22 protein-coding genes are annotated in these 25,198 nt (G+C 40.4%); 12 read left to right on the top strand and 10 right to left on the bottom strand.

Features of this window, described 5'->3' with window-relative positions; translation table 11 throughout:
• The first annotated feature begins 413 nt into the window (after positions 1-413).
• Positions 414-2,171: an ATP-dependent nuclease gene (locus tag KNQ03_RS15580; protein WP_214725485.1), complete on the top strand. Its 1,758-nt coding sequence runs from the start codon at positions 414-416 to the stop codon at positions 2,169-2,171.
• Positions 2,168-3,535, top strand: coding sequence for a UvrD-helicase domain-containing protein (locus KNQ03_RS15585; protein ID WP_214725487.1), 1,368 nt, complete (start codon positions 2,168-2,170; stop codon positions 3,533-3,535). Before KNQ03_RS15580 ends, KNQ03_RS15585 begins: the two co-directional genes overlap by 4 nt.
• 378 nt (positions 3,536-3,913) lie before the next feature.
• Here KNQ03_RS15585 and KNQ03_RS15590 read toward each other — a convergent pair whose 3' ends face one another.
• From KNQ03_RS15590 to KNQ03_RS15635, 10 genes are all read right to left on the bottom strand, one after another.
• Entirely contained in the window at positions 3,914-4,933 is a 1,020-nt protein-coding gene (locus KNQ03_RS15590) for a tyrosine-type recombinase/integrase (protein ID WP_053451930.1), read from the bottom strand.
• A gap of 819 nt (positions 4,934-5,752) precedes the next feature.
• Positions 5,753-8,860 (bottom strand): type 2 lanthipeptide synthetase LanM family protein, encoded by a 3,108-nt coding sequence (locus KNQ03_RS15595; protein WP_214725489.1) that lies wholly within the window; start codon positions 8,858-8,860, stop codon positions 5,753-5,755.
• Positions 8,857-10,182 (bottom strand): S8 family serine peptidase, encoded by a 1,326-nt coding sequence (locus KNQ03_RS15600; RefSeq protein WP_214725491.1) that lies wholly within the window; start codon positions 10,180-10,182, stop codon positions 8,857-8,859. The genes KNQ03_RS15595 and KNQ03_RS15600 overlap by 4 nt, the downstream gene beginning before the upstream one ends.
• Positions 10,172-12,316: a peptidase domain-containing ABC transporter gene (locus KNQ03_RS15605; protein WP_214725494.1), complete on the bottom strand. Its 2,145-nt coding sequence runs from the start codon at positions 12,314-12,316 to the stop codon at positions 10,172-10,174. Before KNQ03_RS15605 ends, KNQ03_RS15600 begins: the two co-directional genes overlap by 11 nt.
• 19 nt (positions 12,317-12,335) lie before the next feature.
• Positions 12,336-12,566: a response regulator transcription factor gene (locus tag KNQ03_RS15610; protein WP_251132530.1), complete on the bottom strand. Its 231-nt coding sequence runs from the start codon at positions 12,564-12,566 to the stop codon at positions 12,336-12,338.
• 212 nt (positions 12,567-12,778) lie between these two features.
• Positions 12,779-12,982, bottom strand: coding sequence for a mersacidin family lantibiotic (locus KNQ03_RS15615; protein WP_214725496.1), 204 nt, complete (start codon positions 12,980-12,982; stop codon positions 12,779-12,781).
• Between the two features lie 155 nt (positions 12,983-13,137).
• Positions 13,138-13,545 (bottom strand): LytR/AlgR family response regulator transcription factor, encoded by a 408-nt coding sequence (locus tag KNQ03_RS17290; RefSeq protein WP_214725498.1) that lies wholly within the window; start codon positions 13,543-13,545, stop codon positions 13,138-13,140.
• Between the two features lie 143 nt (positions 13,546-13,688).
• The gene (locus KNQ03_RS15625) at positions 13,689-14,399 is read right to left on the bottom strand and encodes an ABC transporter permease (RefSeq protein WP_214725500.1); all 711 of its coding nucleotides are present in this window, start codon (positions 14,397-14,399) and stop codon (positions 13,689-13,691) included.
• On the bottom strand, positions 14,396-15,244 hold the full coding sequence (locus KNQ03_RS15630) for an ABC transporter ATP-binding protein (protein WP_214725502.1): 849 nt from the start codon (positions 15,242-15,244) through the stop codon (positions 14,396-14,398). The genes KNQ03_RS15625 and KNQ03_RS15630 overlap by 4 nt, the downstream gene beginning before the upstream one ends.
• A 122-nt stretch (positions 15,245-15,366) precedes the next feature.
• Positions 15,367-16,416: a LytTR family transcriptional regulator DNA-binding domain-containing protein gene (locus KNQ03_RS15635; RefSeq protein WP_214725503.1), complete on the bottom strand. Its 1,050-nt coding sequence runs from the start codon at positions 16,414-16,416 to the stop codon at positions 15,367-15,369.
• Between the two features lie 306 nt (positions 16,417-16,722).
• Here KNQ03_RS15635 and KNQ03_RS15640 point away from each other — a divergent pair, with 306 nt between their 5' ends.
• The 10 genes from KNQ03_RS15640 (at position 16,723) to KNQ03_RS15685 (ending at position 25,197) form a co-directional block, all read left to right on the top strand.
• Positions 16,723-17,211, top strand: a complete 489-nt coding sequence (locus KNQ03_RS15640; RefSeq protein WP_214725505.1) for a helix-turn-helix domain-containing protein — start codon at positions 16,723-16,725, stop codon at positions 17,209-17,211.
• A 352-nt stretch (positions 17,212-17,563) separates the two neighbouring features.
• Positions 17,564-17,752, top strand: coding sequence for a hypothetical protein (locus KNQ03_RS15645; RefSeq protein WP_214725507.1), 189 nt, complete (start codon positions 17,564-17,566; stop codon positions 17,750-17,752).
• Positions 17,753-17,766: 14 nt separating this feature from the next.
• The gene (locus KNQ03_RS15650) at positions 17,767-17,991 is read left to right on the top strand and encodes a hypothetical protein (RefSeq protein ID WP_050678812.1); all 225 of its coding nucleotides are present in this window, start codon (positions 17,767-17,769) and stop codon (positions 17,989-17,991) included.
• A gap of 92 nt (positions 17,992-18,083) precedes the next feature.
• Entirely contained in the window at positions 18,084-19,175 is a 1,092-nt protein-coding gene (locus KNQ03_RS15655) for a hypothetical protein (protein WP_214725509.1), read from the top strand.
• On the top strand, positions 19,129-21,567 hold the full coding sequence (locus tag KNQ03_RS15660; protein WP_214725511.1) for a VirD4-like conjugal transfer protein, CD1115 family: 2,439 nt from the start codon (positions 19,129-19,131) through the stop codon (positions 21,565-21,567). The genes KNQ03_RS15655 and KNQ03_RS15660 overlap by 47 nt, the downstream gene beginning before the upstream one ends.
• 12 nt (positions 21,568-21,579) lie before the next feature.
• Positions 21,580-21,831: a hypothetical protein gene (locus KNQ03_RS15665; protein WP_035412857.1), complete on the top strand. Its 252-nt coding sequence runs from the start codon at positions 21,580-21,582 to the stop codon at positions 21,829-21,831.
• 19 nt (positions 21,832-21,850) lie between these two features.
• Positions 21,851-22,279, top strand: coding sequence for a hypothetical protein (locus tag KNQ03_RS15670; RefSeq protein WP_214725513.1), 429 nt, complete (start codon positions 21,851-21,853; stop codon positions 22,277-22,279).
• Between the two features lie 24 nt (positions 22,280-22,303).
• Positions 22,304-24,241, top strand: coding sequence for a pLS20_p028 family conjugation system transmembrane protein (locus KNQ03_RS15675; protein ID WP_371743276.1), 1,938 nt, complete (start codon positions 22,304-22,306; stop codon positions 24,239-24,241).
• 4 nt (positions 24,242-24,245) lie between these two features.
• Complete coding sequence (locus tag KNQ03_RS15680) at positions 24,246-24,557, top strand: DUF5592 family protein (protein ID WP_029343412.1); 312 nt, start codon at positions 24,246-24,248, stop codon at positions 24,555-24,557.
• Between the two features lie 4 nt (positions 24,558-24,561).
• Complete coding sequence (locus tag KNQ03_RS15685; protein ID WP_214725516.1) at positions 24,562-25,197, top strand: hypothetical protein; 636 nt, start codon at positions 24,562-24,564, stop codon at positions 25,195-25,197.
• The last annotated feature ends 1 nt before the right edge of the window (position 25,198 follow it).

The raw sequence follows: 25,198 nt of genomic DNA on the forward strand, positions 1-25,198 counted from the left end.
AAATTTAAAATTTCTGATTGAGGGATTCAAAAAAGAGACTGCTTTGTTTGTTTACATATGATAATTTATCAGAAGAAGCTTGGATAAAAAAGAGGGAGAGGGGACGCTGGAAAAACAGCTCTTCTCTCCCTTTTAATTTGTAATAGTGTACTTTTACGAACGGTTATAAAGCGTAGTATCTTTACCTCTATAAAATAACTGAAACACTCTATAAAATTTAGTCATAAAAATCCAAATTGCTGAACACTATTTAAAAGGTAAGGACCGATAGATAACTTTAGGAAATATGTTCAATGTGTTCGTAAGAAACTTCTCAATTTGCATACATTAATTAGTATAGAGAAAATTAATCATTGGGAATATTCCGCATGAATATACTGTAAAATGAAGGTATAAAAGGGAGAGGTGACCTCGTGAAAATATCAAAAGTTAAAGTTAAAAATTATAGAAACATTAAAGATATAGATGTCGATTTAAATAGATTAGTCATATTTATTGGAGACAACAACAGCGGAAAAAGTAATTTACTCAAAGCCATTACTTTGCCTTTTTTAAACAGTGAAGTTGGAAGTATATCTAAAAAACTAGGTTGGCATGATATTAATCATGTGGCAAAACAAAATTACTTCGAATTTATAGAAGATAATTTAGAATTTATTAAGGACAATACAATTGAGCTTGAAAAATTTACAGAGGTCATACCTAGTGTTTCAGTGCAAATTCATTTGAAACCTGAAGCTGGTGAAGAATTCTATGTAAACAAGTGGATTTTGTCAATTAATGAAGGCGAAGATATAGAATATGCTATTCAATACATTTTTCAAATTGAAAAAACTAAAGAACTCTTGGAACATGTTAAAACAGTATTAAAATATGAAGATACAATTGAAAAGATAAAAATGAATCTTTTACCAATGGAGTTATATACATACTCGATTATAGTCCCTACTACAAAGACGTCAGTGGGTTTTAATGAGTTAAATCAATTTAAGTACAATGCATTAGCTGCGGAAAGAGATGACTTCTCAAATAAGCAAAATCAACTTGGATCAAAAGCATTGGTAAATTTGTTAAACAATAAATTAACCGAACAGCAGAAAGTAAACGTAGAAGTGTCATACGAACGGTTTTTTGAAGATCTTAAAGGAATAAGTAATCTAGATGGGATATTTAATTGGCAGGATAGTAGTGATATAGAAAATGCCAAAACCTTTTTTGAAGAGATCACTTTATTACCAAATATGCCTAGTATGCATTCGTTATTAAATAATGTTCGACTAGGATATGGTGAAGAATATCTTCATACACAAGGCTTAGGATATAGGAACCTCGTTTACCTTTTGGTTATGATGAATTCTTTAGAGAACAATGATGATGACATTTTAAATCTCTTAACCATTGAAGAACCAGAAGCACATTTATGTGTCAGTAACGAAAAGCTGCTCTCAAGTTTTATTAACTCTACAATTAATAAAGTCAAAAACACTCAACTGTTTATCTCCACTCATAGTCCTGAATTTTTAAACAAGCTGGAATTAAAAAATGTAGTAGTAGTGACAGAAGGAAATGCATTTTCTTTGATGTCATGTATGGAACACGCTGACTTAGACTATTTGGCGAAAAAGCCGAACCTAGATTTTTTGAAGTTTTTATTTTCTAGAAAATGTGTGCTAGTTGAAGGACCCACTGAAGAGTTGTTAATCAAGTCCTATCTTACCAACCAAAAGGATTTATTAAATGATATTTATGTAATTTCGCTACATAAAGGATTCACGAAAATGATTGATTTATGGTTAAAAGTAAATGAAGGTTCTTCGAATAGACTTGGAATTATAAGAGACTTTGATGATCAACCTAATGCACAAAGGAATCATGAAAAATATAATGAACATACTAATATATGGATTAAAACTACTAAGAGCTATACTTTGGAAACGGAGTTTGTTGAAGAAGAAGGAAATTTTGAAATTTTGAAAAGCTATTTTGAAAAAAATCTTAATTGGGATGGGATAGAGACATCAGAATTGTTGTCAAATAAGTGGAGAACAGCAAAAACAAATGTCATGCTACGATTTTGCCAAGATATAGGTTCAGAAGAATTAAAAGAAGTACAGTTGCCACAACATATCGCCGGTGTATTAAACTTTCTAGCTACTGGAGAAAGAACATGAACATTGTTGTAGCAGGAGCTGGTGCAGGAAAAACAACATCAATGGCAGAAGTAGTGTTACAACGGTTAAAAGAAATTAATAAAGAAAAAATTGTATATGTTGTAACATATACGAATGCTGCTAGAGACAGAATTAGAGAAAAAGTGATTGAAAAAAACGGATCGATACCTAAGCAGCTTTACATCGAAACTTACCATTCTTTCTTAATACAAGAGTTTATTTTTCCATTTCATCATCTGTTGTATGAAACTCAATATCTTAAAGCTTCATTAATTAAACTTTCAGATGTACCTCGTTATAGAAACTTAAAAATAAAAGAATTAAAAGAGAATCAAGAAATTCACGTAGATAAAGTAACAGAAGTGGCGAAATGGATAATCAATGGGAAAACAACTGATAGAAAGCAAGTTAAAGTTAAGAGAACAAGAATATTATCAATGGTTTTGAATTATTTGGACTCTATCTTTATTGATGAAGCACAAGATATGGATATCCATCTAAAAACAATAATAAATACCTTTTATATGAATGAGTTGAATCTATTTCTTGTAGGTGATCCGAAACAGGATTTACGTGGTAGAAGTGTTTTCAATGTGTTGATAGCTGAACATCCGGATAAAGTACAGTATAAAGAAGAGAATCATAGATGCCCTCACGCCCATGTAGAGCTAGCCAATAGCTTTATTTCTAGTGAACAATGTCAAATGGCACAAAAAGATATAGTAGGGGAGTTAGGGTTTGTATTTGAGAAAGATTTAATCATTGACGCTTATATTCAAAATCAGAATTTTGATTACGTATATATTTTAAAAAAAAACACAAGATATATTACGAATAGTAAGGACTTACAAGCAGAAGAGAGTAATCTTTTGTATGAATTGAAATGTATTATTAAAAAATCAAGCATTAAACAAGACAAAATTGACTTAGCAGTATTTAAGGCTAAAGAATGGTGCTTGAGGTCATTATCTTCAAAGAGCAACAGCTATATCATTAGTAAAATAGAGGCGGCATTTAAATTAAAGCTATCAAGAAGAGATATGGCAAAACTCGGTGAAGCATTAAAGTTAAATCGCGATAAAACTCAGGTCACAGGTATTAAAGTCAATTCTATCGATAGTATAAAAGGATTGGAAGGGAACAGATGCTTATTTATTTTAACAACAGATCTTGCTCCATATTTACTTGGAAAAAATACACCTGATAATAAAATGAAAAATTACTTATATGTAGCTTTAACACGGGCTAAGGAAGAATTAAGTTTTTTGATTACTCGAGAAGTTGAGGAGAAATATAGCAGAGAATTTTTGATTTTGAAATTAAATGAATTAAAAATTTCTTATATCGGACAAAGTGACTTTTAAATAAGTGAATAGGTGTGATTGTGTCCTCTTTCAGATTATATATTTCTAACTCATAAACTATATTAAGTTCATTTTCTTTCAACGGAGCCAGCGCCTTTTAGGCACTGGCTTTTGATATTTAGGTATTTAAGTGTATATATTACATCTGCAATGGCTTTCCCACACTATCGCAGTTAGTATTGAGTAAAGACATATTTAATGGTTCTTTAGAAAGTAAGAGTATCTACTACCAACGAGCTATACTTATAAACGGTCGTTTTATATAAAAATCTAATATACAAGTAAACTTAGTAGAATGACCGATAAATGTTATATTTTCTCGTATATTAATCAATGTCTAATTATTAAGGAGATTTGACGTTTTATATAAAAAGTCCCTTAATCATAAGGTAGCACATTTAAATTAGATTTTTTTAATTGTTGAAGATACGTATTCGTAGTCGTTATTGACTCATGCCCCGAAAGATTCATGACTTCATATAAAGGAATACCATTCGCTAATAGCTTTGTAATAAAAGAGCGGCGAAACCAATGGGGTGAATTTTTTTGTAATGTTAATTGTGCGGAAGCAGCTTGAGCGATAAGTCTCAATGCTTCATAAGAAATAGAATTATTATTAGTCCTAATATTGAAACAAATATAAGGATTCGTTAACCCTTCAATTTGCATTAATTGCTTTAATCGATCGATAAGATGGATTGATTTTTGGGATAACGGAATGCGTCGCCACTTTTCACGCTTTCCTTTAAATTCAATATAGTTACTAGAAGAATGCTCTTGAACCTGGCTGAACTGCAGTGCTAGTAATTCACTAGCCCGCATTCCTGTCGTCAACAACAAATAGCCCATCGTCTCATTCCGCAGCTGCAACAGCTCGCGGTTCTTTTTTTGCTTTACCGTGTGGCGAAAGGCAAGTGCAATCGCCTCCATTTCGTCGAAGTCGATCTCGCGGCGGAGCGGCTCCGGCTTCATCTGGTCCTTCACCTGTACTGACAGATCACGCGAGTGATAATCATTAACGTGTAGAAAGCGCAGGAAACGCCGCAACATGGTATTGCGCCGCTTGACGGTCCGTGGCGCGTACTGATCATGAACATCTTTTAAGTACTCGTGTAAGTTGAGGATCGTCAGTTGTTTAACGCCCTGCGTTTTGGTCACAAAAAATCGTAAAATATAATCGAGATCTTGTTTGTACGCCCGCTTCGTATGCGGGCTTTTTTGACTATAAATCGGAAATAACTCTGTCGCCCAGAATAGTTCGAAGATTTCGAGATCGCTCAGTGCTTCCATGTTCAAATGATCATTCTCCAGTACCGCGAGCAATTTCTCCCGGCTATCGGCAAATGCCAGTGCTGCTTCTTCTCTAATTACAATTTCATTCAATTCCTCTTCGTTCATGGTCCATTCTCCCGTCTATCTGTTCAACGCTTCCTCTTTTGATACCTTTTTTATTCATCTGCTAAGTAAAACACCGATTATTTACGTATTACATTCAATTATGACTGATATACATACGTATTTAAAGTGTAATCAATTAATTAATAATTGTATTACATCATTTATCCATATTCAGTATAACAAATAACTACTTGTGATAACAGATAATTATCACAAGTAAATTGAAATAGAGAATTCAGTTAACATAACTCGATTATTGAAGAAATAACAGTAGGGCGAAGAAGTGGAATGCAAGTACAATCTCGTTAAATATCCAATAGAGTCTGTCAAAACGAATGTTGTCTCATAAAGAGGAGTATACTTTTGTTAGTGAGATGTAAAGATTTTCTATCACGTAGTAAGCGAACTCGCGCAATCAGCAAACGAATCGTATGATATATAGAGGAGACTCATAGCCTGTGGCCAATCGATCAAAGTACACCTGTTATCCAAAATTACTTTGAGTGAAGAAGGGAGACTCGAAAAAACGTACTGGTATCATGTATCAGTTGCAGAAGTGATTAATATGCTACACGTTCCTCCTATCGTAAAATTCAGCCTCCTAGTCTAGAAGAATACACCCCTCCTCTTCTAGGTAGGGAATATTGTTTAGTCCTGGCACGGGTCGTATCACATTTCAGATGAGAACATTCACAGTCCATTCTACGAAGTCAGCTCTGATAGTCTTTCGTTCCGAAAGATTACGTAGTTCTTATTTGATTAAGAGCGGATTCCTACTAGGAATCCGCTCTGTTAATTAAAAAATATTCGTCGATTTTTTTAGCTGAAAGCTAACACAGATGGAACTTCAATAGGATTTGCTAATCTTAAAAACTGCAGACCAATCCCGGACTTTCCTAAAAATAATCCAGGTGTATCTATCCCGTTAGCAATTCCTGAAACATATTCACCGTACTTGATACGATCTTGGTACACTTTTGTAGCCAATTCGTGAGCAAGAGCAGTCCATTCGTGCTTTCCTGTTTTAATAGCAGCTGTGATCAAAAAATCTACAATTCCCATATCTCCGTGACAAAGACAATGATCTTCTGATAAGTAACTATCTTTAATAGATGCAACGATGATGTCGATATCTTGGATCAATTCAGCATTACAATTCAAATTCATTAAAGATAGCTTACTAAAGCCAATTCCAGTAGATCCGCTACACCAATAGGAGCTATAAGACTCTTCAGTCTTTCTTAAATCTTTCCAGTTTCTACGCTTTACGTCATATAAGGAATTCTCATAGGAAAGAGCTGATAAAGCCATCGAAACCTGTTCGTTATCCGGAACGTATTTGTTCAATCGTAAGAGCGCGCTTAGAATACCAGATACACCATGTCCAAGACCACCTAAATAAATGACATTCCCTTCATGTTGGGTTGGCCATGCATATCCGTTCCCCGTATCGACTGCTTCTTGCTGAATCTTCTTTGCATAGGAAGTGGCGACTTTAAGATACTTTTTCTCTCCGTAGTATTCATAGGCATTCAACAAAGCATGAATGATGCCAGCACAACCACCAAGTAGATCACAGTTAGTTGATTGTTGTTCTTTCCCTTTGAGATAATCAATAAAAATTTCGACTTTGTTCTTATATTGATAAGACTCATTTGCTTGATCAATCAATGTAAGTGCATTAATCAATGAAATTGGTCCATGGTAAGCGGATAAAAATGCATTGTATGGTTTTGCAGAGCGAATCGCAGAAGCTATTGCAGCTGTAGCAGCTTGCTCAAATCGCTTAACCTGGGTTAGGCGATGGAGATGAGTCAAAAATACTGCAACCCCACTTGTCCCGTTATAAAAATCTTCCCCTATGACTGATACGCCAGCTTGTCCATTGTAGTTTGTCTCAATACCTAACCATGTCAGTTCAGTCATATCCTTGTTCCAAATCCCCGATTCGAGTAGCTCATCCCCTATCGTGACAGCAGCGTTAAGGTAGTCTTTTGATGTGAGCGGTTCGATTGGAACAGTATCAACGGAAAGATAAGAACTATCAAGCAAGCCAGCAGATGCCACGATGGAACTTCTAATTAATTGTTGCTGTTCAATCAGCGTCTTATCATCAAGACAGTGAAGTTTTCGATAGACTTTTTCGATTCCCGTTTCTTCAAAGACATTAGGATATTCGTGCCCTGCACTATCAAATAAGGATAGTGAGGACGGTGTTGTATAAAAGTAAGGAACATCTCCGTTAATTAGTTCTCGTTTTTCGGCAGCGACAATCATTGATGGATAATGTGAGAAATACATACGATCCAAGATCATTTCTCGACTATAGGCTTCTCTAAGGAAATTTGGATGATTGGTGTCTGTCAAAAAATTGGCATAAAAGTTCGTACTTCGTAAAATATGCCTGATTTTCAACTTAGAAAATTTATCGATGTTTTCTCTTAATTCATCATTATGTTGCATTGCGATAGAATAGACGTTCGTAAAGCCCTCGACTATTTGTTCAACATAATCTGACGTCTGGATATTTGAACCTTTTAGAGAAGGACGATTTGCTTTCTCCTCTGTCCAATAGGGTTTTGTTACGAATCGCATCTCATCGGTGTTTTCCCTTTCAGATTGAAGTACTGGAAACGGAAGCTCCTGTACACTTCCCCCTATCCCACTCATTTCAATACCTTTACCATCGTGTGACTTAAAACCAAGTGTGGGTAACAGACCGGTTCCTAGTACGGAGTCAACCATCTTGAACTTTGCTTGTACTTCCGCGCTATCTTCGAAAACGTCAGCAAGGTGATTTTGGAATAGAGTCTCGTAATCGATGATAAGAGGATGCTCACCAGAAGCAATAATATTTTCGAAGTGGAGGTCGGTCCCTTTCAAGAGATACATCACACCAAGTAATCCACCAAGACGATAATGATGTCTTCTCAGTTCTTCGGTGTCCTCGCAAGCTAGCCCTAAGACTTTCTCCTCCCAACAGTACTCATTGCGATCAATAATGCGATAAGTAGCGAAAGGATGCTTGAAATCTTTTTGATTGAACCAATTGAGTAGTTCATGTACTTGTAGTGAAACTTGTAAGGACTTTGGTTTATAGATCAGTCTCGTAGTAGTCTCGAGAAAGCTTATTTCGATCACAGACTGACCATGTTCGTGAGAATCTCCAAGACCGAGTTCCATTTCTAAAAGTGTTAATTGCTCCAATCCGAAAATATTTTGTAGGGTTTTCACGTCTGAAACATAACGTTCTATGAAACGCACGATGTTATCGATGAAATAAAGAGTTCGAGTAGCCAATAGCCGGGCGAGAACAATGTATTCCTCATAGAATGCGTTTAATCCATCTAGATCACGTAATTTAATTGCTACAAACGACTCGAACCGTTCTTCTGGGCTATCTCCAACGAGTTCTTCACGAAGTCGTGACACATTCAACTCTAACGTAAGGGTTCGAGCTGCCAACTGAAGAAATTGATTGGACAGGTTCTCAAGAAGTGACGGCATAAATTGCTCCGTACAATGATTATAGAAAGGATGTCCTTTAGGCAATGTTGCATCAATTTCAGACTTTGCAAAGGACAAAAAAGGTAAGAATGCTTCATGGAGACCATCGACTCTTAAATTACCGACCTTAATGGGTCTAGACATGATTGTTCGAAAAGATTGCAACCATTCAGGAATATCAGTATTTCCCTCTATTTCGCCATTCAACATTTTCTCAAATTGCTCAAGTGTCAACTCTTCTGCGTGTAATCGATTTTCAAAAAGTTTTTGATCTTTTAAGAATGAATAGTGTCTCCATTTAGCTACCCGATCATAATCATGTTGTACGATCTTATAACTTTCTTGAATAATAGGACGCTTGAGTTCGTTTAAATACATCGCTTTTTTCCATGAAGTAGATCCTTTGATATCAGTACTCATTTTCGAACACTCCCATTCTCGATAAGATTTCTAAGGATATGCAAGGCATTGGTTGCGTTAACGATGCCTGTTCCTCCCTTCCGTTTGTCGTCTGGATAAAGGAAAGGGGTTGTACTCTTCTTCAATAAGTGTTCAACCGTATCTGGTGAAAGGTTGATCCCTTTAGATTTCGCAACATCTATGAGTAACGCAGCCACTGCAGCTACCTGTGGTGAAGCCAGGCTTGTACCAATCATGAATTCATATCCTTGATCAAGATCAAGCGCTTGACTGATAGGTGATTGAGGGAGATAGGTCGGATATGTAGTAAGGACGAAACTTTTAATATCGGCGATGCCACTTGTCGACCAATCGGGACCATAGTCACCTGCAGGTGCAGAGAGATCCACTTTTTTACCGTGATTCGAGTATTCGGTTGGTTGAAGCAATCGATTGGTTGCGCCGACTGTAATCGTATTTTTGAGCCCTCCTGGAAGATGCATTGCACGTTTCATATTCCCAATCTTCTTCGCCAAATCTTTTTGATTGTCCATGCTGTATCCATCGGTACCGGAAGACGCGACTACGACAACACCTTTTTTATGCGCATATTTAATAGCCTTTTCGTAAGCTTTGATCACTTTGTTATCCTCTTTGTTTGTTGGATCCTTATACGTACCTAAACTTAGATTAATAACGTCTACACCATCCTTAGTGGCTTGTTTGATAGCCTTGATTACCCATTCGGATTCGGATGCTGCTTTCCCAAAGACTTTATAAGGAACAATACCGATAGAAGGAGCGATACTAGAAATTTTCCCTTTAGCTGCGATCAGGCCAGCCACCATGGTACCGTGACCCGTCTGGTCCCTTGTGCCCTCTTCACCGGGTACAAAGCTTCTGCCATCTGATACAATGTTTTGACTTAAAGCTGGATGATTATCATCGATTCCGCTATCGATGATAGCAATGGTAGTTAAGGTGGATCCTTTCGACTGACGGTGTGATTTCAAATCTGAGGTTACATCTCTTACATTCCATCCCCAGTCCGTATAGTATTCTGGAAGTTGCTCGCCAAGATTATGTCCTGGATTTTTTTTCAACGAATTGAGGATGTTCTTTTCGATACGAGAATCTAGTTGTAAACTGCGTGCAACTGGTATTGCAACGTTTTGCTTTTGATTGGAATCTATTTTATTTAAGTAACTTGAATGTATGTCTAGGGTTGAAGGGATTACGTCTCCTGATGCAAATGACTTGTATGGAAATGATGTAGCTAAAAGACAGACAACGATAGTCGAAAGGAACGGTTTTTGATAAAAGTATCTTTGATTATGTGGCATGAATAATCTCCTTGTCTTGAGCATGATAGAGTTCATAGTAATGTCCTTTGTTCATCATCAATTCATGATGAGAGCCTTCTTCTACGATTTCTCCCTGATCTAATACGATAATTCTATCGGCGTTCCGAATAGTATTGAGACGATGGGCAATGACGATTCTCGTACATTCGAGATTAGAAATGTTATCATCGATTAAGTTTTCATTTAGGTTATCAAGTGCGCTCGTCGCTTCATCTAAAATAAGGATTGATGGATCGTGATATAGTGCGCGGGCAAGTAGCAGACGTTGACGCTGTCCTCCTGAGAGATTTGTTCCTCCTTCAGATAGCATGGAGTGGTATTGCATAGGTAAGCGCATGATTTCATCATGGAGGTTAGCTTGCCGTGTAGCCCTCTCAACTTTTTCAAGATCATAATCTTCACCCGGACAAATATTATCAAAGATGCTTTTATGAAAAAGCTTTGTCTCTTGTAGGATAACTCCTGTTTGATGCCGCAACTGCCTAATGTCTATTGTATTAAGACTACGTTCGTCATAAAGAACATCACCTTCTGTCGGACGATAGAATCCAATGAGTAGCTTAGCCAAGGTACTTTTTCCTGCTCCTGAAGCACCAACTACACCAATCTTTTCACCAGGTTGAATGATGAGGTCAATATTTTTTAATGTTGGATTTGCGAATGAATCATAAGCATAGGATACGTTTTTCAATTCGATACGTCCTTTTAGACGAGGAAGCGTACCTTCATCAAGATGCAGTTCTTCTTCTTTTGCATCCAATACATCTGTCAAACGTTGGACATAAGATCCTAGATACAAAAGTTCCGTATATCCCATACCAATTGATACGATCGGCATCATGAACATGGTGGCAAGAGCACTAAAACCTAGTAGCTCACCAATAGTCATTCTGCCTTCTAGAATGAGCATGCTACCATACCAGAGAAGAATCGTAGGAACGATAAACTGAACACTACTCGCAATAGTATTGAGGATTGTGTTCCAATAATTCTTTTTTTCTGTAATCATCAGCTGATGTTCAAATTTACTAGACCATTCTCCAACTACTTGACGTTCGATACCTAACATCTTTACATCGCTTGCACCGTGAATTGCTTCGGATAAATGACTCTGTACTTTTGATTGAGCGACCACATCTTTATTGTTCAGGCGTTGCGTAACCCGAGTACAAGACACGAGAACAATGAATAGTAAAATACTAAGAGTAATCACTCCTAGACCCAATTGAACTGATTGATTAAGCATCATAAATGCATAACCGATAAGCAAGATGCCATCTATCAAAAATCCAACTACACGATTTGAAAGAATTTGTCGGATCACTAAATGAGAGTTGGATCGGAACAATAAGTCTCCACCCGTCCGCTTTTCAAAAAATGCGTAGGGAAGGTTAAACAAATGACTTACAAAGGTCGTCATCATAGTTTTATCCATAAGCCTTTGAAGACGTGTAATGGCAAAGCCCCTTGCAAGTGAAAAAAGGATGTTGAGCAGCAATAGAAATACGATGTAGAGACCGATGAACTTAATTAATGATTGATCTTTGGAAATGATGACGTCGTCTGTTACCCATTTTGTAAGCATAGGAATAAACAATCCCAATGTCTGAAGAAGTAAAGAAAAAACGAGAGTGATATAAATCCACTTTTGATGCGTTTTAGCGAACCCCCAAAAGAACTTCACAGTAGACTTTTTCTTCTTATGGATAAACTGATCGTTAGGAGAAAAGGACATCAAGAATCCACTAAAGTGTACGAAAAATTCTTCTATGCTAATACGTTGTCTTCCTAATGCGGGATCGACGATATGTACGTATTTTCCAATTTTTTCGATTACAACAAAATGGTTCTGATTCCAGTGAGCAATGAAAGGTGTCGAACCACGCAAAAACTCTAAATCTTTTTGAGAACAAGAGAAGCCCTTGCAATTCATTCCTCTATCATTGCCAATGTACGAGAGATTCAAAAAGGATGCCCCGCTGCTTGGAACATCATATTCTTCCCGTAAATCAGAAATGGAGCAATGATGACCGTAATAGCTTAGTATCATAGACAAGCATGCCAATCCACATTCGCTATGTTCCATTTGTTCTATAAAAGCTACTCGCTTCATCCTTATTCTCCTTTTTACTTTAAGACTTAATTCTAGCAAGGGGACTTTGAATGAGTTTGTATTCGAAAGCAATAATACCTAGCTCAACACGTGATTGAATACCCCATTTTTGTTTAATGTTAAAGACAATCTCTCCCACTCGGCGCTGGCTGATGAATAAGGTTTTGGCAATTTCAACATCTTTGTATCCCTTTGCTATTAAACCTGCTACTTCTGTTTCTTTGCCGCTAAGCTTTGTCTGGATATTCATTATTAACCCTCCTAAAATTCGCTTAGAAAAATAAGTGATTAATAGTAATTTTATTGTAATTTTGTCTAAATAACTTAATTCGCTCTTAAGAGGCTTATTTAAGTGAGTGACAGGGGGCTATCCTTGCTTTTCAGGGAGAATTCGATTTTTTAGAAAATAAAAAGGCACCAGATCATATTTGATCGGCGCCTTTTTATTAAGTATTAAAGAAATTATTTACATTTAGATAGTGAAATAGTTACTCCTACAATGACACCTACACAGAATGGAGTTGTTTCAGGTTGAACGTCTCCACCACCGTTGATACGAGACATTTCTTCGAAGTTCAGTTCATTTACCGCTTCACCAGCAGGGTTAGCGATAACAGATGTTTCATCAAGATTCTTCCACGATTGAATGATTTGCTCGTTTGTCATTTGTATGACCTCCTAATAGTAGTTTGCTCATCAACAAGTGTTTTAAGTAGTTGCTGTTGAACATGCTTTTACTATAAGCTGTCAGGAAAGACATGGTAACTTCATAAAGCTGCATATCTGTATCTTTTAAAATTTAGTTACACTTTCTAGGGGACTTATAAATTGATATGACACCCCGTCACAAGAATGTTTCGCAACTCTTTGTACTTATGTTTACTTAACTTAATATGCGTTTTACTTTTTATAAGATGAATATTATAGGAATCCATGAAATGATCGGATGAGATTTCTCGGATATCTCCTAATGGAACGATAAACGATTTGTGTGGACGATAAAATTCATACTTACTTAATTTCAACTCGATAGCTTTTAGGTTTTCAGAAGTATCAATGTACTCGTCATTCTTTAAGTAAATTCGTACGTGTCTTTCGATTTTTTCTATATAAAGGATTTCAGAGACGTTTAGTAACAGAAAACTATGTTTTGTATTTATTCCGATTCGGGCATCCTCGTAAAACGCTGAGGTAGAATTTAGATTACTTGATAAAATACTACTCGTCATATGAACTCCTCCTCTATCGACTGTTTATAATCCGTTCTGAATGACATACATGATAAGTAAGCCAAAAAGCGTCCCCACAATTGCTAACAGTACTTTTTTCATCATTATTCCTCCCACCGATACTTGTAATCTTGTAATGACTCTTAATCTTTTAATGTTCTCTTTTGATAGATCATGAAGACTAAAGCGCTGGATAATATACCAGCCATCAAAATAACGATTAGATTAATGGATAGCGAAGAGAAAGAGGCACCATTCTCAACCTTTTCAGCTAGCTCTAACAGTTGTAAGTTCGGCAAATAATCGACAATAGAAAGTAACGGATATTTATCAGAAACCTGCTGGAGCAACGTTCCGAATCCGAATAAAAACATGACAGGTAATACAGCGACAGAAGCTTCCATCACAGAGGAAGTCATCAATCCTAGAAGCGTCCCTAAGGCAAGATAGAACAAGCAAGAGACGAGAAGTCCAATTATTATGATGAAAGGATGTGACGGAGCATAACCCGTAATGACGGCACTGATGACTATGGTGAAGAGTGTGATCAGAGCAGTCAATATACTTTTGCCACCTAGAATCTCTAGAGTGGAGGCAGGTGACAACATCAAACTACGCAACGTGTTCTTCTCTTTCTCTTCTGCGATCAATGTACATTGAACGAATGCTGCTACTGAAGAGAATGTCAAATTGATGACGGTGTAGTGAATTTCTAACGTCACTTCGCCAATATTCTTATAGACAATTGCCATCAAGATAGGAACCAAAAGTGTCGTACCGACAAATACGTTTCTTGACACGTCTTTTACATCCTTCTGAAAAATGGCCATTGTACGATTGATTGAAAAGATCATCTGAGTTCACTCCCTGTTACTTTTACGAACACATCCTCTAAAGTCGGTTCGTTAGAATGGATAGATACAACCTGATTAGTACGTAACATTTCATAGATATGACGAGCATCTTTCTCATTCGATTCGAAAACGTGTTCTAGGCCGTCTAATGATTCGAGTGTCAACGTCTGATCAGCAAAACGCTGTTTAATCGATTTTGGTGATCCTAACAATTGGATATGACCACGATTTAGGAAGGCGACACGATCGCAAAGGGTGTCCGCTTCTACCATATCGTGAGTCGTTAAGAAAATCGTCGCACCGTCTCGATTCATATCTTTAAGGGCAGAATAGATGGCTTGAGTGTTGACAGGGTCTAATGCAGAAGTAGGTTCATCTAAAAATAAGATTTCGGGTTGATGTAAAAAAGTTCGAGCGAGCAGTACCCGTTGTTTCATCCCTTTCGACAGTAAGGCAACTTTCTTATTCTGCTCATCACCTAAATTGACTAACTCCAGCGCACGATGAATACGGTTTTCAGAGACAGAAAAAATTTTGCAAAATAACTTTAAATTGTCTTTTACCGTCAAGCGATCGTAGAGACCACTATTGTCTGTCATGATACCTACTTTCTGAAAGGTATTCTTTTGTTTAAGTTTTTCAGAGGGAATTCCAAGTAGACTGGTTGAACCCGTGGATGGTTTCATTTGACCAGTTAATATTTTGATCATGGTAGTTTTACCAGAGCCACTGGGACCAAGTAGCCCAAAGATCTCTTTTTGCTTGATATAGAAATTTAAATCGTCAAGAGCCGTCTTATCTGAAAAGTGTTTCGTCAATGATTCAATTTCGATTACCTTTTCCATAATGCAGTTCTCCTCTCGTTTTCTAACCTTAGAATAGTAGAGAGCGCTATACACCGCATTATTTTAACGATGAAAGGAGTTAATAAGCTTATGAAAAGAGTAATTAGCTTGCTAGAAGATCGTCATTTAATGCCGAGCATTTCTTTAAGAACGTGTATTTTATTCTTAGATAAGGGCACTTCGGTTCGATCGTCGAGAACTAGACTAAAACTGTTCCGTGTCCACGTGACGATCTCGCGTACTTTCTTCAGATTAACGAGATAGGAACGGTGACATCGGAAAAAATGCCGGTCCTGAAGAGTCGTTTCATACTCATTCATTGTATATAGACCCGGTAACATCGTATCTGCCACATGGATTTGAACATTTCCCGATGCGCTTTCGAAAAATTTGACCTCATCTATATCCAGTAAAATAAGATTACGCTCAAGTTTAGCAACGACCTTGTTCAGTTCGAGAGGCGAAAAGGGAGCGGATTTTTCAAGTCCATTAATCTCTTCATCATTTTCTGAGATTACGTTCTCTTCTTCCTCAATTTCTGTATTGATGCGTGTAAGTCCACTACTACTTAATACATAAGATTCTTCGGATAAAGTAATTGCACTCTCCGTACTTCCTGTCAGTATTAGGAGACACTTTTCTTCCTGTAGCAACAATTCGATAACTTTAAATAGAATGTTCTTGGTATATTGATCAATGTTTTGATCCGGCTCATCGAAAACGACCACCGGTGTATCTTGTAAAATAAGAATTGCGAGTTGCAGACGTTTCTTTTGAGAACGATCTAGTTTATTTGTTCTTTTTTTTGCTATTTCGTTTAATTGTGTAATTTCAAGCGTCTCTGAAATCGATTTTGAGCTGTTATACAATTTTTTATAAAAAGTAAGATGGTCTAAGATGGTTAATCTATCGTATGTATATGGATGCTCATAATAGAAACTGATTGACGAACGATATTGTACAGTATTTCCTGGGTGATGATTGTTTACATGAACATGTTTACTTGCACTGCGGATACGACCTTCAAGTATCTTTATGAGTAGCTGACGATGGGTAATATTAGAACTAATCGCCAATGACTTTCCTGGAGAAACAGAAAACGTGAGTTTTTCGAGTACTGTCGTTTTATCTTTCTGGTCTATGTAATTAAGTTCGTTAATAAATAAAGTCACGCTAGTCCCCCCTCTGGGATGAATTACCCCTTGAAAATATACATCCACCTTATCATAATTTTTACAAAATGTAGGTTATCGAAAAATGAAAGTAAAATAAAATTTTACATTTTTAATACAAGTAAGGATTCCATGTTAAAAAAATCTCTAAAAAGCCTATAAACAAACGGGTCGACATAAATCGACATTCGTAACGTTTTTGACATATCGTTATAACGGTTGAATTGACAGAATAATCTGCTATATTCTAACTATCACCAGGAAGACATTGTCATACTGTAGTTCTCGAAGGAAAGGAGACTGTATATGTATCGATTCGGGGAATGGTTACGACGTGAACGTCTAGAACATGGTTGGAGTCAGATAGAGTTAGCTGAAAAGACATATGGGGAGATTTCGCAGGCAGCAATTAGCGCCTATGAGCGAAATCGTTCGCTCCCTTCTATCTTAGATATCCAGATTCTTGCAACAGCATGTGAACAGACACTTGGATCCATCCCTTGGGATGAATTCGATTTGAGGATGGAGAAGAAACGGAATTGGTCTCACCTGAAGCACGAACGCTTCGATCTGGCCGAACTCCCGCTTGCGGATTCTGTTCGTACATTCGACGGCAAGACATACAAACTACATGGTCGTATTGCCATCGAACAAGAGAGCAAGGAGACACAAGAAATCTCGCAAATCTATTATCGGATTCGTACAGTCGTCGGTGAGAACCAAGTCATTGCAAAACGGAAGCACCCAAATGATGAGTTGATTCATGTCTCACGTCGCAAACTAGTCCATCAGTAAGATACCTATGTATGTTTGGATTTACTTATTGAATAACACGAAACCATGACAAGAGGAACTGATGCCCGTAGTAGCATATCGCTAAGGACAGTCCTTCCAATCACATACCGGCGTTTCCCTCATGTGTGACCGAGTGAGCGGGATATACGCAGAAATGGTTCGGCGAGAGTCGCCTAAAACTCGCCCACAGGTCACGTATTTGTTGAGGGTCATCGAAAAACCCTAGACAGATGTTCGGTACCGAACATCAGAGTTTGTGGGGGAACGTGCTCTAAACCCACCGCCTTGCTTCACTTCGACTGTCCTTAAGGATGTGCTGCTGCGCATCGACCTCAAGGAAGGAGTGTACACCATGCCGACACGTGAACAGAAGCAGAACAAGACCTTTGCCGAGAAGTTGCTCCGGATCCAAGGGAAAGACTATGAGGAGTGGCTCGATGCACAGCATCAACTCGTCATCCAGGAGAACCAGGAACTGATTTTAGAAGCACTCGACTCAAAACTGAACTTCACATCGTCTGTAGCTACGTCACGGGATTGAGAGGAGGAAAACAGATGGGATTGAATGAGACAGGGCTCAGCTTACTCCAGTTCTTTCAAGGACTCGCCGTCATCGCGGCAGCCATCGCCTTCGCAGTTGGTGGCTTCTACTTTATCTTCGGAGGAGATCGCGGACGATCGAAAGCCGTCGGTTGGCTCGTCGGTGGTGCTGTTGGTCTGATCATCGTCATGGGTGCCTTTACGCTGGCAGAGATGGTCAACGACAACATCAAATTCTAATCTTACAAATGATCGCACAGACCGTCATTCCAAACTGGATGGCTTTTTTTATTGTCTTCGTTAAGATGTCTTGCTTCAAAGGAGGAGAATGTATGCTCTTCGTCCGTTTCACAGATGTACCGAAAGATGGCTTTCCGAACTATGAGCGTCTCCCATATGAGGAGGCGCTTTTATTATCGACACAAGTTCATCAGGAAGCCCAGCAAGAAAACGAACGGTTTGCGAGTGAGTTTAGGATCTTCGATGATGCCGATCAGCTCTTCTATAAAGGATCGCTTCAGTTCGGCGATCCGACCTATCCCAATCTTTACTTGCAGCTGAAAGACCGGATCCCACGCATCCGGATCCGGAAGGAGGATGCAACAAAGAAAATTTTATTGCTCGAGAACTTGGAACGTTTGACACCGGAATCCTACAAGACGATGACGGCGTCAGCGATTCAACAACAGCCGAATGCGACACACGTCTCCCGCTTACGTCGCGGGCAACGTCGTCTCGTCTACGGTGTCAGCGGTGTGAGTCTCTTGCTCCTCGGTGCGCTATCCATCGTTCAACTCGTACAGCCGGATCCACCAAGCGGCGTCCAAGCGGAAACATCCGACTGGCAACCGTTGTATGAAGCAGCGTTGACGGGAGAGACGGATCCACTCGTCGAACGACTCGAAAAACGAAAGTCGTTAAACGATGAACAACAGCAATTCCTGATTACGCAGTATGTCGAAGAACAGGACTACGACCAAGCGGTCTCTGTGACGAAGGATCCAATCGATGTCGAGACGATCATCATGCAGTCGAAACGATTCGCGACCAATCGTCAGGATACGCTACAAGCCTTCCAATCCGTTTATCCGACGGACGAAGGAACGTTCGACCTTGCTATCTTGCAGAAAGACTATAAACGTGCCGTCTCGCTTACGGGCGTCGAGATGACGACAGCCCGTAAGGAAGCCAAAACACGTGCCTACATCGCATTGAAAGATGTGACGAAGGCTCAAGAAAGCGTCAAGACGATCAACGACGAGCAATTAAAGAAGCAAGTAGCAACACTCGTCCAACTGGACGAAGAGATTCAAGCACTCGAGGATCAAAAGCGCCAGTTATCAGAGAAAAAAGATAAGGAAGAACTCGAAAAGCTCAATGCGTCGCTCGAAGCGAAGCGAAGAGAAGTGTCTTTACTTCTTTAATGAAAGTGTGGTGATTGAAATAATGTTGAACTTCTCACTTCGTTCTCTCGTTACCTCCGCTTGGCTGTGGCGATGTCTTGCCTTTTTGATTGCTTTACCGACTGTGTTGTTCTTAGTACTCAACGTCGCCTTTCAGCTCCTGCAACAGACAATCCAAAATCTATTCCAAGACGGGAAGTTGACGACCGGCTCTCCGCTTCAGTACGAATCGAGTTGGTGGACGACACTCGCTTGGTCGACCTCCCTCGCTTTCGTAATCTTTGGTGTCTGCTTCCTCCTTGGTGGCTTTCTCTTATTAAAGTATTGGCTCAACTTCCGCGATCTCAAAGCAGCACAAAAAGGAAGTGCCCGCTTCACGACGTTCCAAGAGCTGAAACAGCAGTATCGCGATGTTCCGGACCGTAAGGAGACCTATAGCGGATCTGGTGGTGTCCCGGTCGGTCGTTATCGCGATCGGCTTTACATCGATGATAGTGCCGTCAACAATCTCGTCATTGGGACGACACGATCCGGGAAAGGTGAAACGTTCGTCTTCTCGACGATCGATCTCTACAGCCGTGCTGAACGCCAAGCGAGCTTGATTATCAATGATCCAAAAGGTGAACTGTTCGCTGCCTCTAAAGAGACACTCGAAGCACGCGGCTATCAAGTCGAAGTCCTCAATTTGATGAACCCGTCGCAATCAATGTCCTATAACCTGCTGCAGCTGACGATCGACGCTTATTTGGACGAGAACTACTCCCTTGCCCAACAGTATGCCCGTTCGGTCGCCTACATGCTTTACCATGATCCGAAGGCAAAGGATCCGTTCTGGAGCAACTCTTCGACGGACCTTTGCACCGCTCTGATTCTCGGATTATGCGAACAAGCCAAACATGAACCGGAGAAGATCACGATGTATAACGTCGCTTTGATGTTGTCCGATCTCGGCTCACGGACGATCATCGATGAAATGGGACAGGAACAATCGGCACTCGATGCCTTCTTCGCATCGTTTCCGGAGAATCATCCGGCACGTATGCAGTACGCGACGCTTCATTTCTCCGGTGGGCAGACGCGCGCGAGCATCCTCGCTAATACCAACGCCAAGCTCGGGATCTTTACGCTTGATGCGACGGCACGTTTGACGGCACAGAACTCACTTGATATGAAACTGATCGGTTTCAATCGCTGGATTCGTGGACGTGCCCTTCCCTTGTCACGGTTGACGTTCTACTTTCCAAGTGGGAAACAACTCGCCTTGACGACGGACGACGATGGGAGTTTTGTACTCCATCACGAAGAAAACCTCGAAGTGGATACCAATATCACCGTAGAAAGTGAGGGACAGCAGTATACCGTGTCACTCTCAGGTTGGAGAGACGAGACGGTCGGTCTCTTCGACTGGACAACGGATGCACCGATCGACATCCGGGAGATTCGTCAGCATCCGCGCCCCGTCGCCGTGTTCCTGATCGTTCCGGACTATGATCCAACACTGAATGTCATCGCCTCACTGTACGTCAAACAAGTCTATACCTCGCTCGCTCGCGTCGCCTCGCAAGCGACGAGCGGACGTTGTGAACGCCAGGTTATCTTCCTGCTCGACGAATTTGGGAACATGCCAGCGATTGAAGGGATGGCGAACATCATTACCGTCTGTCTCGGCCGGAACATTCGTTTCAACCTCGTCATCCAGTCCTACGCCCAACTTGAGAACCTCTACGGGGAGGATTGGAAGACGATCGACGGAAACTGCGGGAATACGCACTACCTACTGACAGCAGATGAGTCGACGGCAGAATTGATTTCGAAGAAGCTCGGGGAGCAGACGATCGTCACGAAGTCTCGTTCGGGACAGACGTTCTCGCTCTCGAAGTCGAAGACGGAGAGTGTCGATGGTCGGCGCTTGCTGACGGCAACCGAGGTGATGGGACTGAAGGAAGGCGAGATGTTAATTATCCGTGTCATCAAGCGGCAAGACAAGCAACAGAAACGAATCCAATCCTATCCTCTCTTTTTGACCGGACGGACAGCGATGAAATATCGCTATGAATACTTGGCGGATGACTTCAACACGGACCGTTCCATCAACGACCTCGTCATTCCCTGTGCACATGCGCATCTCGACCTGAATACGCTTCGTGTCCCGTTCCATCTCGGCGCCTCAGATGCATCGAAAACGGTTGAGACGGAGGAGGAGACACTTGACGCAACAGAATGGCGCGTCTGCGATGTCCTGCAGCCAAAAATCCTACGCTCGATCTTCGAGACGACAGAATACGATACGTTACCGATTGATCTGTTCGAACAAGGCATCCTAGATAAGACAATTCCTGTGACCGACAACCAGCGCCATTTCTTGAAGACGATCATCAGCAAACGACTCGAGAAACTTCGTCATGGCGTCTAAGGAGGGCATCAAATGACAGAACTGACACGCACGGAACGCGTCCAGCGTGAACTCCGCGTCATCGCAACTATCATCAAGGAGAATAAAAAGCGTCTCCGCCGCGGTGAAGTCTTGAATATCCAGACCCGGGACGGCTTTCTCGTTATATTTGAGGAAGAAGACCCAGACTCAGGCGACCGAAAAACTGTTACGCTTATAGACACATTCGATTTCCGGGTCCATGTCAGTAATGGCGATTTAACGGATCCGGAACAAGTGTCATAAACGGAAAAGGGGTGGAGGCATGCAAGCGAAACGAGTACTCTCCGGACTATTGATTTCCTCTGCGTTACTTTTGGTCGGTTGTAGCGAAACTGAAGACTCTAGTCAGGCGAATCAAGTAAAGTTATCCAAGGTAGAAAATCTAATGGATGGAAAACAGGAAGGATTCCTACTAATTTTAAAAGAGGAAGACGGAGATATTGGCTCATATCAAAATAAACTCGATTCCATAGCGAAAAAAAACGAAGTACCTATCAACATCTATAATACTTTTCAACCTGATGCTAAAAAAATAGTGGATAGAGCAAACTTTGAATACACATCTACGCTACAAGGTGAACGTTTATATTACGTGTCGAAAGGAAAAATCAAAGATAAATTAAATATTAATCGCCTGACTGATGAGACTTTTACTAATACAGTCAATGAGTTTGTAACTAATAATAAATAGAATGAAACGGAGGTCTGGATAGATATGTCTGATGCTCAGGTTATCCAGAAACTTACCGAATTCGAACGTCTTTTCAATTTAAGTAATCTAGTTAACGACGCTTTACGAACTGTAGGGTGGATTTTTGTCAGAGGGCTTTCTTTATTGATTGATTCTCTCGAAAGTCTTACAGATGATATTTTGATGATCAAAACATTCTTTAATAATCCTCAAGTGGTTGAATTCGTTCAGACGATTCAACCTTTTTTGTATGTACTATTAGCCGGCAGCTTTGTTTTAACAGGCTATCTCATCATTTTTCAAAAGAAATTCGATCGAGAAGGGCTTCTTATCAATATTTTCATTTCATTGATGATTTTAGGACTTCTCTCACCTACGATGAAACAACTAAATGAATTCACAGATCAGGCAGTCAATCAAGTCAAGAGTAGTAGTATATATGGTTCTGAAAAGGAAACTATATCTGAAACAATACTCAAAGAAAATTTAAATGATTTAGTAGCATATGATAAAAATGGTTTTGAAAACTATACAGAAAACGTCGTAAAAAATAATGTTCCGACCAAATTAATCAAAGGATTACAGATAAATGAGGTGTTCGATAGCAATAAACTAGACATCTCCACTACTGGATCAAAACTTTCAAAATCATTTATTCTTTGGGACGGTAGTGAGGAAGTACTAGGCGAACTCGATCAAAGTGGACTTGATTGGAATAACCAGTACTACTATCGCTATCATCCGAACTGGTTGACGATTCTTGTCACCCTTGGCGTGATGGGCTTCACCCTTTTCTCGATTGCCTACAAGCTGGCTCGACTTTCGTTCGAGTTGGCTTTTAATTATGTTTTAGCGATTTTAGTCGCCCCTGCTGACTTACACAGCGGACAAAAGACGAAGAAAGTCATTCAAAGCATCCTGAATACGTTCCTCGTCATTATCTTGATTTTCGTCTCGATTAAGCTCTACACGATTGGGACGGCTTATCTTGCTGATACACTCGACGGTCTTGCCTATTTGATCGCATTGATTGCTTTCTCTGCTGCCTTGATTGATGGACCGAACATGGTCGAACGCCTCTTCGGGATTGATGCAGGTCTGAAACGTGGGTGGGGTGTCGCACTTGGTGCGTATGCTGTAGGGAAAGGAACGGCAAAAGCAGGGGCTCGTGTCGCTGGACAGACGATGAAGAGGACATCACGCCCTACTACTCCATCCGCCTCAGAAGCTGCCAGTACGAAGTTACCACCGAATCCACCACCTAATGGTGGCACACCGACGGGGCGTCCGGATCGTTCGTCCGATAGTGTGCCAATACGTTCGCAAGCACCAGAGCGCACTTCACAATTAACCGGACAAGAGAACCAACGCATTGAATCAATTGATTTATCGACGCACGACACGAGTTCGGAGAGTCCGACTGCAACAACATCAAAAGAGTCCATGCCACGTCGTTTGGACGATGTCTCACCACAATCACTTGCGACTACTCCGCCATCATCGCAAACACCTGTTGCACAATCGAAGGTGCCCGATGGATCGATGAAGGAACAACCAGCTACATCACCTAATGCGTTCACTATCTCTGAAACAACTGTCGCATCACAGCCTACTTCATCGTCGAAACAACCCATTGGATCTCGTGCACCTAGTCCGACTTCTGTTCACTCAGGATCAACATCTGACATGAAACCTAATGTACTTGCACATTCTTCTAACACACCTGAAGACGAAACACCTACTATCTCCTCTTCAGGAGCGAGCAATTCTTCACCTTCTATCAATGAGTCGCAAGAGACATCATCCGGAACACAGCGGCAACGAAAGTCGATCTATCAGACACTCGAGACCACGACACAAAAAGAACTCAAGCATGTCGAACAAACACAGACACGCGTGACGTCAGAATCTTCCCGTATGTACTCGACCGATGTCCCGCGTCTAGACCCGAAAAAGGAGTGAGACCATGCAACAGCGCCAGTACCGGATTCCGAACGAAGTCACGACCGAGCTGAAGATCAATAAGATGCTCTATCTCTATGATTTACTGTTTCTCGTCGCTTTGATCATCGTCCGGTTGATTGCTCTTCCGTTCATCCCGGACGCCTTACATCTTCCATTCACATTCTTCCTGGTCGCGTTCGGACTCTTCCTCGTCATCCGCCCAACGACGAATCCAGAGAAACGGATGATTCACGTGCTCTATTACGCGCTGATGAAGAAGAAAGACACGTATATCGCATTGACAGACGGTAAGGACGGATCGAAAGGAGCGTGATGGCATGAGTTTATCGGAAGAGAAACGATCTAAAACAATTCCGACGACAGACATTACTTGGCTCGATGAGATGCAACTGACGACACCTCCAACACGGAAGGAAAAACGCATCCGGATCCCGCCATCCGTCGCCGTGCTTCTACCGATTGTTGATGCCACAGCGCTCGATGGATTCGAGATGCAAGACGGAACATTCTGCGACATCATTCAGCTGACTTCAAAAGATATCTATGGGTTGTCCGAGACGAAGAAGGATCATGACATCTTCTCTCTCGCCTATCTGTTGCAGGCGTACATTCATCCGTTGAAGGTGATTCCGCTCAACACACCGCTTAATTTGGAGAAACAGAAACAACGGATCGAACGACAGTTGCGGCAAAATCAAAACGCCGCCTATCATCCGTTTTTGCAAAAGAAGAAGCAAGAATTGATCTACCTCGAGGAGCATCGCACCAATCGCGATTATCTCCTCTTTTTTTATGCCCCGGATGAGGCAATGTTGCGGGAACGGAAGTATCAATTGACGAAACTGCTTCGACGCAGCAACCCGATGGTCGAACTGACGCTCGAGCAGAAAATCAATGTGTTGTTCCAGCTACACAACCCGAATACAAAACCGACCCAGGACGGAAAGGAGTGAT

This window comes from Exiguobacterium sp. s143 (assembly GCF_018618895.1).
GTDB classification, from domain to species: domain Bacteria; phylum Bacillota; class Bacilli; order Exiguobacteriales; family Exiguobacteriaceae; genus Exiguobacterium_A; species Exiguobacterium_A abrahamii.

What these genes read in the sequence shown, in the direction of transcription:
- KNQ03_RS15585 (WP_214725487.1), top strand. Translation starts at nt 2,168, where the DNA reads ATGAACATTGTTGTAGCAGGAGCTGGTGCAGGAAAAACAACATCAATG.
- KNQ03_RS15590 (WP_053451930.1), bottom strand. Translation starts at nt 4,933, where the DNA reads ATGAACGAAGAGGAATTGAATGAAATTGTAATTAGAGAAGAAGCAGCA.
- KNQ03_RS15595 (WP_214725489.1), bottom strand. Translation starts at nt 8,860, where the DNA reads ATGAGTACTGATATCAAAGGATCTACTTCATGGAAAAAAGCGATGTAT.
- KNQ03_RS15600 (WP_214725491.1), bottom strand. Translation starts at nt 10,182, where the DNA reads ATGCCACATAATCAAAGATACTTTTATCAAAAACCGTTCCTTTCGACT.
- KNQ03_RS15605 (WP_214725494.1), bottom strand. Translation starts at nt 12,316, where the DNA reads ATGAAGCGAGTAGCTTTTATAGAACAAATGGAACATAGCGAATGTGGA.
- KNQ03_RS15610 (WP_251132530.1), bottom strand. Translation starts at nt 12,566, where the DNA reads ATGAATATCCAGACAAAGCTTAGCGGCAAAGAAACAGAAGTAGCAGGT.
- KNQ03_RS15615 (WP_214725496.1), bottom strand. Translation starts at nt 12,982, where the DNA reads ATGACAAACGAGCAAATCATTCAATCGTGGAAGAATCTTGATGAAACA.
- KNQ03_RS17290 (WP_214725498.1), bottom strand. Translation starts at nt 13,545, where the DNA reads ATGACGAGTAGTATTTTATCAAGTAATCTAAATTCTACCTCAGCGTTT.
- KNQ03_RS15625 (WP_214725500.1), bottom strand. Translation starts at nt 14,399, where the DNA reads ATGATCTTTTCAATCAATCGTACAATGGCCATTTTTCAGAAGGATGTA.
- KNQ03_RS15630 (WP_214725502.1), bottom strand. Translation starts at nt 15,244, where the DNA reads ATGGAAAAGGTAATCGAAATTGAATCATTGACGAAACACTTTTCAGAT.
- KNQ03_RS15640 (WP_214725505.1), top strand. Translation starts at nt 16,723, where the DNA reads ATGTATCGATTCGGGGAATGGTTACGACGTGAACGTCTAGAACATGGT.
- KNQ03_RS15645 (WP_214725507.1), top strand. Translation starts at nt 17,564, where the DNA reads ATGCCGACACGTGAACAGAAGCAGAACAAGACCTTTGCCGAGAAGTTG.
- KNQ03_RS15650 (WP_050678812.1), top strand. Translation starts at nt 17,767, where the DNA reads ATGGGATTGAATGAGACAGGGCTCAGCTTACTCCAGTTCTTTCAAGGA.
- KNQ03_RS15655 (WP_214725509.1), top strand. Translation starts at nt 18,084, where the DNA reads ATGCTCTTCGTCCGTTTCACAGATGTACCGAAAGATGGCTTTCCGAAC.
- KNQ03_RS15660 (WP_214725511.1), top strand. Translation starts at nt 19,129, where the DNA reads ATGCGTCGCTCGAAGCGAAGCGAAGAGAAGTGTCTTTACTTCTTTAAT.
- KNQ03_RS15665 (WP_035412857.1), top strand. Translation starts at nt 21,580, where the DNA reads ATGACAGAACTGACACGCACGGAACGCGTCCAGCGTGAACTCCGCGTC.
- KNQ03_RS15670 (WP_214725513.1), top strand. Translation starts at nt 21,851, where the DNA reads ATGCAAGCGAAACGAGTACTCTCCGGACTATTGATTTCCTCTGCGTTA.
- KNQ03_RS15675 (WP_371743276.1), top strand. Translation starts at nt 22,304, where the DNA reads ATGTCTGATGCTCAGGTTATCCAGAAACTTACCGAATTCGAACGTCTT.
- KNQ03_RS15680 (WP_029343412.1), top strand. Translation starts at nt 24,246, where the DNA reads ATGCAACAGCGCCAGTACCGGATTCCGAACGAAGTCACGACCGAGCTG.
- KNQ03_RS15685 (WP_214725516.1), top strand. Translation starts at nt 24,562, where the DNA reads ATGAGTTTATCGGAAGAGAAACGATCTAAAACAATTCCGACGACAGAC.